Origin of the sequence: Massilia genomosp. 1 (genome assembly GCF_011682185.1) — a bacterium.
GTDB lineage: Bacteria > Pseudomonadota > Gammaproteobacteria > Burkholderiales > Burkholderiaceae_D > Telluria_A > Telluria_A rubra.
The window spans coordinates 1-8,048 of the sequence record NZ_WHJF01000171.1 but is presented as its reverse complement, the minus strand read 5'-3'; the positions used below and the strand labels follow the sequence as shown (position 1 = coordinate 8,048).

At 62.7% G+C, this 8,048-nt stretch carries 5 protein-coding genes and 1 pseudogene; 2 read left to right on the top strand and 4 right to left on the bottom strand.

The features are described 5' to 3' along the window. The first annotated feature begins 269 nt into the window (after window positions 1–269). Entirely contained in the window at window positions 270–1,433 is a 1,164-nt protein-coding gene (locus F1735_RS31765) for a tyrosine-type recombinase/integrase (RefSeq protein WP_167240789.1), read from the top strand. 41 nt (window positions 1,434–1,474) lie between these two features. After that, window positions 1,475–1,971 (top strand): annotated as a pseudogene (locus tag F1735_RS31760) (TetR/AcrR family transcriptional regulator). A gap of 250 nt (window positions 1,972–2,221) precedes the next feature. Here F1735_RS31760 and F1735_RS31755 read toward each other — a convergent pair. The 4 genes from F1735_RS31755 to F1735_RS31740 are packed head-to-tail and all read right to left on the bottom strand — an operon-like array spanning window position 2,222 to window position 7,657. Continuing rightward, window positions 2,222–3,457, bottom strand: a complete 1,236-nt coding sequence (locus tag F1735_RS31755; protein WP_229506066.1) for a hypothetical protein — start codon at window positions 3,455–3,457, stop codon at window positions 2,222–2,224. Beyond that, window positions 3,447–4,673, bottom strand: coding sequence for a response regulator (locus F1735_RS31750; RefSeq protein ID WP_167240788.1), 1,227 nt, complete (start codon window positions 4,671–4,673; stop codon window positions 3,447–3,449). The genes F1735_RS31755 and F1735_RS31750 overlap by 11 nt, the downstream gene beginning before the upstream one ends. Then, the gene (locus tag F1735_RS31745; RefSeq protein ID WP_167240786.1) at window positions 4,670–6,847 is read right to left on the bottom strand and encodes an ATP-binding protein; all 2,178 of its coding nucleotides are present in this window, start codon (window positions 6,845–6,847) and stop codon (window positions 4,670–4,672) included. Before F1735_RS31745 ends, F1735_RS31750 begins: the two co-directional genes overlap by 4 nt. A 27-nt stretch (window positions 6,848–6,874) precedes the next feature. Then, a complete protein-coding gene (locus F1735_RS31740; protein WP_167240784.1) occupies window positions 6,875–7,657 on the bottom strand; it encodes a substrate-binding periplasmic protein in 783 nt (260 codons plus the stop codon). Window positions 7,658–8,048: the final 391 nt, after the last annotated feature.

Below are 8,048 nucleotides of genomic sequence, written 5' to 3'. Positions count from 1 at the left end.
TAGCGCGAGGACATCGCGTCTTAGCCTGTGGAGAGTCGGCGCAGTCAGGCCGCTCGATGAAGCAGGAACCCACCGAAGCGACCCGTAGATCATCACGCGGCGCCGTAGGAATCCCCTTCCTGTAGGGAGGGGAGGATGTCAAGATATACGAACTATCGGTCGGCCAGTGATCGCGCCGGCTGTCATTGCAGATAGTGCTACACCCTGGGCAACGGCAGCGTAATCGAACTGCTATACTGTACGTTAACACAGTATCCAAACTTTCCCGCATGCACAAATTTACGCCGATCAACCTGGAACCGGTGGCCCGCAGCGGTCCCGTTCCCAGCGACACCAAGCGCCCGGACATCGGCATCTTCCACGTGGCCGACGACGCCATCACGAACGCCAGCACCGACAGCGAAATTGCCCGCGAGTTCATCGCCCATGGCGAACTGAGCGAAAAATCGATCGCCAATACGCAAAAGGAACTGTTCCGTTTTCTCACCTGGTGCCGCGAGGAAGCGGGCAGGTCGTTCCACCAGCTCAGCGTGGCCGACCTGAACCTGTACAAGGAGTTCCTCAAGAACCCGCCGCCCGACTGGGTCGCCACCACCAAGTGGCCGCGCACCGATCCGCGCTATCGCCCGTTCACGGGGCCGCTGTCGGACGCCAGCCGGCGCCAGGCGATGATCGCCGTCAAGGGTTTGCTGGCCTTTGCCGAACAGACCGGCTACATGCGGCGCAATCCGGCGCGCCTCGTCAAGAACGTCCGGGCGCCGGTGGCCAGCCGCATCACGCGCTACCTGACCCCGCACGCGATCGCGTTGGCGCTCGCCACCGTGTCGGCGCGCCCCGCCGCCCCGCCGGCGGCCCGGCGGCGGCGCGCGCGCGACCGCTTTTTGCTGGTGGCGTTCACCCACACCGGCGCGCGCCTGAATGAAATCGTCAGCGCCAACATGGGCGCGATCTATACCGAGGGCAATGGCCGCTGGTGGCTTGACGTGATTGGCAAAGGCAACGAGCCGCGCCGCCTGCCGGTTCCGCCGGAAATGCTGGCCGCCCTGCGCGACTACCGCCAGGCCTTCGGCCTGCTGCCGCAAACCGCGCGCACCGACCGCACGCCCTTGGTGTTATCGAGTCGCAACCATTCGCTCGCGCGCATCACCGACGAAGCGGCCGCCCAGGCGCTCAAAGCCGTGTTCGCGGCGGCCGCTTGCGCCGCGGCCGGCCAGGGCGATACCGAAACGGCCGCCGTGCTGCGCCAGGCTTCGCCGCACTGGCTGCGTCACAGCATGCTGACCAACCACGCCAACAATGGCGTGCAGCTGAAAACCCTGCAGGACACGGCCGGGCACGCCAACATCGCCACCACGGCGGCCTACCTGCACAAGACCGATAACGAGCGGCACGACGAAATCATCGCCTCGGTGATCGGCAGGGGCGGCCCGTAAAAAGCTGACGCGCCGGCGTGCATCCCGGTTCAATATTAAATATGATGATCGTCATGAAATCGAAACCCGCCAACAGTCCCGCCGTCAGCCGCAAGGAGGCCACCCACGAACGCATCGTGGAAGTGGTCTCGCGCGCCATCCGCCGCAGCGGCTACGACGGCACCGGCGTGGTGGCCCTGGTGGCGCGCATCGCCGCCGAGGCGCCCGAGGGGCAAGCCTTGCAGGCGCTGATGGATGCGTATTTGTCGCCGCAGCATATTGCCGCGATCGAGAACGGCTGCCCGGTGTGCGCGCTGGGCTCCGACATGCCGCGCCAGGCGCCCGAGGTGCGGCGCGCCGCCACCTTGCGGATCAAGTGATCGACCTGTTCGCCCGCCAGATGCCCGACTGGGGCCAGCCGCGCGCCCACGAACAGGCGCTGGTCATGCTCTGCGCCCTGATCGGCACCACCATGCTGGCGCGCGCGGTGGACGACCCCAAGCTGTCGGCGGCCTTGTGTGCGGCCACCATGAAGCAATTTTCCCCGGATGCGGACTGAGCAGGCCCGCGCCGGGCTTTTTTTGACCCTATATATGATGATTGTCATATTGTTTTTCCCGAATTCTGTGGGCACCCCTGGCAGATGTCCACACTTCGGCCCGGCGCGCTGCGATCCTGGCCGTGCGAGCAGCTGCCGCAGGTTGACCGGGTGCGTCAGCAAAAAACCACGTCAAGAGCAACTGCAACTGCAACTGCATGGGCCCTTTTCGCCGCAGCGAAAGGGGGTGTAAGCCAGAACCGCCGAAAAATCAGAAGTAATACCCCGCTTGAAGATTGATGCGATGCGAAAAGCTGTCATGAAGCGGCGACGCCGCCGCCAATCCGCCAAAGTCTGGCGACATATAGGGCTGGTGCTTCGCGCGCATGAAGTCGGCATAGAAGAACCATTTGCCTGAGGAAAAACTCAGCCCAGTCACATTTTGCAGCGAGCCCTTGAAGCCGCCGCTCTTCTTCTTCAGTGCGCTATAGTCGTTATAGATTTTGAAGCTGGTGAACGGGCCCACGCTGCCGGCGATGTCGTAACTCACGTTGGCCACGTACACAATCCCCTTCGCTGCCACCGGATACGGGTAGCCGAAGGCACCCAGCATTACAAAGCTGTTCGGGTCTAGCCCTCCGAACGTCTCTCCAGGCAGGTGCCGCGTGGCATTGGTGTAGTACAGCGCCTCGCCCATCAGCGTCCACGGCCCATGACTGCCTTTGGCATGGATCGCTGCCGCGCTGCGCCGGCTCCGGGCACCGGTATTGCTGCGGATCGCGCCGCTCAGGATGGAAAGGCCAAGTTCTGTGTTCGCCGCCCCCCCCATCTGCCAGGCCGCGCGCGCGACCAGGGTGTCGCGCTCGCGGTCACCTTGTCCCGTCCCGTAACCTTGCTGGTCATCGTCCGGCACGATGTTGAAGGAATACCGGTTCGAGGCGCGCGCGGTGTTGCCGCCGCCACCGTACGCGCCGCCATCGCGTGGAAAGTAGGCGAGTCGCCATTCTACCGGACCGCTGCGCCACGCATAGTTGAGCCCCAAGTTGTAGGTATCCTCGTAGCCAAGATAGTAGGCGATCGATTCGAAGAAGTTGTTGGAAGCGAAGGGGAGCAGGCCGAACGGCAGCTTGTCGAGACCGACATGCAGTTCGCTCTTGTCGCCAAAGCGCACTCCCGCCCAGCCATGATGCAGGAAATTGTTGGTATACCCACCCTGGCCGGCAGGAAAGCGGTTGTAACGGTATTGGGCGGACCCGATCAGGTGTCCGTCGTCGTATTTCACGTCCAGGCGCACTGTATCGAGGCCGACGAATCCGTGCGGATGCTCGTGCTGCCAACTCTTGTAGACGTAGTTGACGCGTACCGCTCCTCCGATATCGAGTGGCGAGGCCGGCGCGTCAGCGGCGCCGGCGAAGCCGCTGCCGGCGAGCAGCAGGCCGCCGCACAGAGAGTTGCGCAGCGTGCGTAGCGGCGGGAATGTCAGGTGCGCTGTGGTGCTATGGCTCATGCGGAGGCTCTCGCTGGATAGGAAGATGAACGGTAAATCGGCTGCCCTTGCCCGGTTCGCTGTGGACGTCGATGCGGCCGCCGTGGCGTTTCACGATCCCGTACGAGACCGACAGGCCGAGCCCGGTTCCGATGCCGATGGGCTTGGTCGTAAAGAAGGGGTCGAAAATGCGATGGATGGTCTCGGCGCTCATGCCGGCGCCCGTGTCGCCGATTTCGATCCAAATCCATTGCCCGGCCCGGCCGGTGCGTATCGTGATCACGCCCCTGGCGGCGATCGCATGGGCGGCATTGACGAGCAGGTTCATGAAAACCTGGTTGAGCTGGGAGGCGATGCACTCGAAGGGGGGCAAGTCGCCATACTCCTTGACGACGTCGGCCTTGTTCTTGATTTCGCTGCTGACAATGTGCAGGGTGCTGTCCAGGCCCCGATGCAAGTCGGCGAAGGCGGTGTCGGCATTGTCGGCGTGCGAGAAGTCCTTGAGCGACTGGACAATGTCTTTCACGCGCTGCAGGCCGTCGCGCGACTCGCTCATCAGTGCCGCGAAATCGTGGCGGATGAAGTCGACCTCGGCCGCTTCCTTCAGTGCCGCCATGTGCGCCGCGACCGCATGCGTGGCGCTGGCCGCTTGCTGGAAGTCGTCGATCACGCCGAACAAGGTCGTGACGTAGGTTTGCAGGTTCCCCAAGTTGCAGTTGACGAAGCCGATCGGGTTGTTGATCTCGTGAGCGACGCCAGCGGCGAGCTGTCCGATCGACGCCATCTTTTCGGCCTGGAGAAGGCGATCGTTGGTTTCTTGCAGCAGCGTGTTCTGGGCCGAGAGCTGCTTGTGCATCTCGCGCAGGGCCAGGTGCGTGTTGATGCGCGCCAGCACTTCCGTGAGGCGGATCGGCTTGGTCACGTAGTCGACACCTCCCGCCTCGAAGGCTGCCACCACGTTGTCGCTGTCGGTCATGGCGGTCATGAAGATAACGGGAATCCCGGCCGTCTCGCTGTCCTGCTTGAGCCTGCGGCAAGTCTCCAGGCCATCGATGCCGGGCATCATCACGTCAAGCAAGACCAGGTCCGGCTGAACCAGGCGGCAGCGCTCCAGCCCTTCTTCGCCATCGCGGGCGACCAGCACGCGGAATTGTTTCTCTTCGAGGAACTCGACGAGCACGCCGATATTGGCGGGAACATCGTCAACGATGAGGATGGTCTGTCTTTCATGCTTCATGCGCTATTTTCCACGTATTGTAGGGCCAGTTCGACCAGCGCTTTGGACTGGTATTCCCTGGCCAATTGGCGTAACGTCCGGGCGAATGCAGCATGCCGCACATCGGCACGCTCGATTTCGTCGGCCAATTCGCGGATGGCACGCATGTCGCCCTCGCGCGCCAGACGGGACAGCTGCTCCAGCTGGGCGCGCGGGGGCGGCGTCAGCTCGCTTGCGACGGCGGCCCGCTCCGTTGTCACGGCTTCCTCGTCATAACAGAGCGTCGCCCCGAGCAGGCGGCCCAAGGTCTCCAGCAAGCCATTCTGATGCACCGGCTTGGTCATGAAGGCGTCGACGCCGGCGACCAGGCTGTTGTCCTGGTCTGCCTCGGTGACGCTGGCCGAAATGGCAATGATCGGCAGCGCCGCCGCACCCGCCAGCCGGCGAATCTGCAAGGGCGCCTCGATGCCGTCCATCACGGGCATGACGATGTCCATCAGAACGGCATGCGGAGGGCGCGCGCGCACGCTGTCGAGCGCTTCCCGGGCATTACAGGCGAATTCGATGCCAAAGCCAATGCTGGTCAGCAGGTCGCCCAGCATATTCCGGTTGGCCGCGACGTCGTCGACAATCAGTATGGTCTTGCGCTCGCCCAGGTAGCCGATGACGTCGCGCTCGGCCGCCGGCGGCGCGGTCGCCGCGGCCGCCGCTTCAACTTCCAGGGTGAACCAGAAACGGCTGCCCATGCCCGCGGCGCTGGCGACCTCGATCTCGCTTCCCATCATGCGCGCCAGTTGCCGGCTGATCGCCAGGCCGAGGCCGGTACCGCCGAGCCGGCGTTGCGCGTCGCCGACCTGTTCGAAAGGCTGGAAAATGCTTTCGAGCTGGTCGGCGGACATGCCCACGCCGCTGTCGCTCACTTCAAAGCACAGTGTCAGACGTCCATTGGCGCCGGCCGGGCCGGGGCTCGTCACGCGAAGGCCTACCTGACCCTGATCGGTAAATTTGATCGCATTGCCCAGCAGGTTAAGCAGGATCTGGAGCACACGCTTTTCGTCGAGTAGTACGAGCGGCAAATGGTCAGGGGCGGACACCTCGAAGGACAGGCCTTTCTGCTCGGCGCGCACCTGGATAATTCGCGTGGCGCCGGCGACGAAGGCGGTCAGATCGACCGCGGCGAGCAGGAGTTCAAACTTGCCGGACTCGATCTTGGCGAGATCGAGCAAGTCAGTAATGAGCATGAGCAAGTGTTCGCCGCTTTGCTCGATGGTGTTCAATCCGGCAGCCTGGCGTTCGTCGAGCGCCTTGTTCCGTTTCAGGATCTGGGCATAGCCCAGGATCGCATTGAGCGGCGTGCGCAGCTCGTGCGTCATGCTCGCCAGGAAGGTACTCTTCGCGCTGTTGGCGAACTCGGCCTGCTCTTTGGCAATTTGCAACTGCGCCGTGCGATCACGGACCAGTTCCTCGAGGTGCTCGCGGTGACGCTGGAGTTCAAGTTCGGCGCGCGTGTGGTATTCGATCTCTTCCTGGAGGACGATGTTCTTTGCCTCGATTTCAAGGAAATAGGCTTGCAGCGCCTGCCGCGTATGCTCCACGCTACGCCCCAGGGCGCCGAGTTCGTCGTCCCTTCGCCAGACGAAGGGAAGCGAAAAATCGCCTTCGGCCAGCCGCGCCGACTCCTGCATCAGGCGTTTGATCGGGGCCAGCAGGCGGCGCTGCAGCAGGGCGACGATCATGACCAGCGACAGCAAGAGGGCACCGCCCACTGTCAGTGCAAAGTGGCGCCGCTCGTCCGCGATCTCGTCGTCGATCAGGCCGCCGGCCATTTCCAGGGCAACATTGCCGATCACCATGTCGTCGCGCGAGACTGTGCGTATCAAGTGGGCACTGCGTCCGTGCCGGCGCGCCGGATACTCTTTCCACAAGAAATCGCCGGTCTTCTTATCGCGTACCTTGATGGAGACGATGCGCTCATCCATGAACAGCGAAGCGAGCAAGGGGCGGCCAGAATCGGCATTGACGTTCCACAGGGGTTCCTGCATCCCCAGCGCCAGAATGTCAGTCACGTGGCGATGCTCGAATTCCCAGCGGTCCATCATTGCGTGCTCACGGCTGCGATTGCTGTAGACATTGATCGAGGCGGGCACTAGCAGCCCGACCGCGACCGCCAGTACGATTGCAAAACGCAGCTTCAAGGCAAACTTTCGATAAGGGCGTGGCGGCTAGCGGCGTACCGCACCCAAGCTGCGGGCGAGCTGGTCAAAATACCCATTCTCGATTTTCGCAATATCGGTTTGCAGCAGGGCGGCGTCGTAGGATTGCTTCAGTTTCAGGCCCAGCGGCGTGCGCTGGAAGCATACGTGCAAGGTCAGTTCGGCAAGGGGACGCTCGTCGAACAGCAACTTTGTGCGTTCCTTGCTCAACGTGGGATCGGACGCGAGAAGATAGCGCAGCACAGCTTTGTCGATCACCACCGCGCGAATCCGGCCGGCCAGCAGCTTCCTCAAGTTGACTATGTCGCTCTCCGATGCATCGACCGACAACTTGCCGCTCTTGACCATCTGGTCGAACGCGTCGCCGTTCGAGTAGCCCAGGACCACACCAAGCTTGTTGCCCGCCAAATCGTCCAGCACGCGCCAGCGCAGGGGGGCCTCGGCCAGCATCGCCAGGCCCACTGTGCTCTTGCCCATCGGGGTGGAGAAATGACATTGGCGGGCCCGCTCGGCCGTATGATAGGCGGGGAAGTAGCCGACGAAATCGGGATCGCTGCCGCCCGTCTGCATGGCGCGCTTCCAGGGTAAGTAGTCGATTCTGACGCCATAACCGAAGCGCGCAGCGACTGCCTTGGCCACTGCCCCGGACAGGCCGCCATCGGGAAGATCGCGTCCGACGTAAGGCAACCATTCCAGGCTAGCAAGATGCAGCGTCGGCGTTTCGGCGCGCGCCGACGGAGGCGGCCCGGCAAGGGCGCCGCAGACCAGCAGCAGCGAGCCTATGCATTTCATCTTGTTCCCCTCAAACGAGTGAAATCAGTGTACCTGCAAATTGTGACGCGAGAGCATATCCGGTGTTGTGCGCCAACAATATATTTACAAGGTGACCGCGGCGTGAACCTCTGGTGTCCCGAGTTGGAAATTCGTTGATGACTAAATGTGGTGAAATCGTAAGGAGACAAGGAACAAGGAAGCGGGCAAGCTGACCTGATCGCCTTCGGCCGCGCTTTCCTGGCCAATCCCGGGCAGCGGCATGTGGGCGGAGAAGAACCGGCTTGCTAGCCTGAATTTTGCACAAAAAGGGGCAAGAATGCCGTAAGTGATTGATAGAATGGGAGTTATCTAAAAACCTACCCTATCAGCACGAACACACCTTGCCCGACATGAATTCTACCCCAGAGCA

Excerpts from the sequence above, each read along its gene's own strand:
- F1735_RS31765 (WP_167240789.1), top strand. The coding sequence starts at position 270 with ATGCACAAATTTACGCCGATCAACCTGGAACCGGTGGCCCGCAGCGGT.
- F1735_RS31755 (WP_229506066.1), bottom strand. The coding sequence starts at position 3,457 with ATGAGCCATAGCACCACAGCGCACCTGACATTCCCGCCGCTACGCACG.
- F1735_RS31750 (WP_167240788.1), bottom strand. The coding sequence starts at position 4,673 with ATGAAGCATGAAAGACAGACCATCCTCATCGTTGACGATGTTCCCGCC.
- F1735_RS31740 (WP_167240784.1), bottom strand. The coding sequence starts at position 7,657 with ATGAAATGCATAGGCTCGCTGCTGCTGGTCTGCGGCGCCCTTGCCGGG.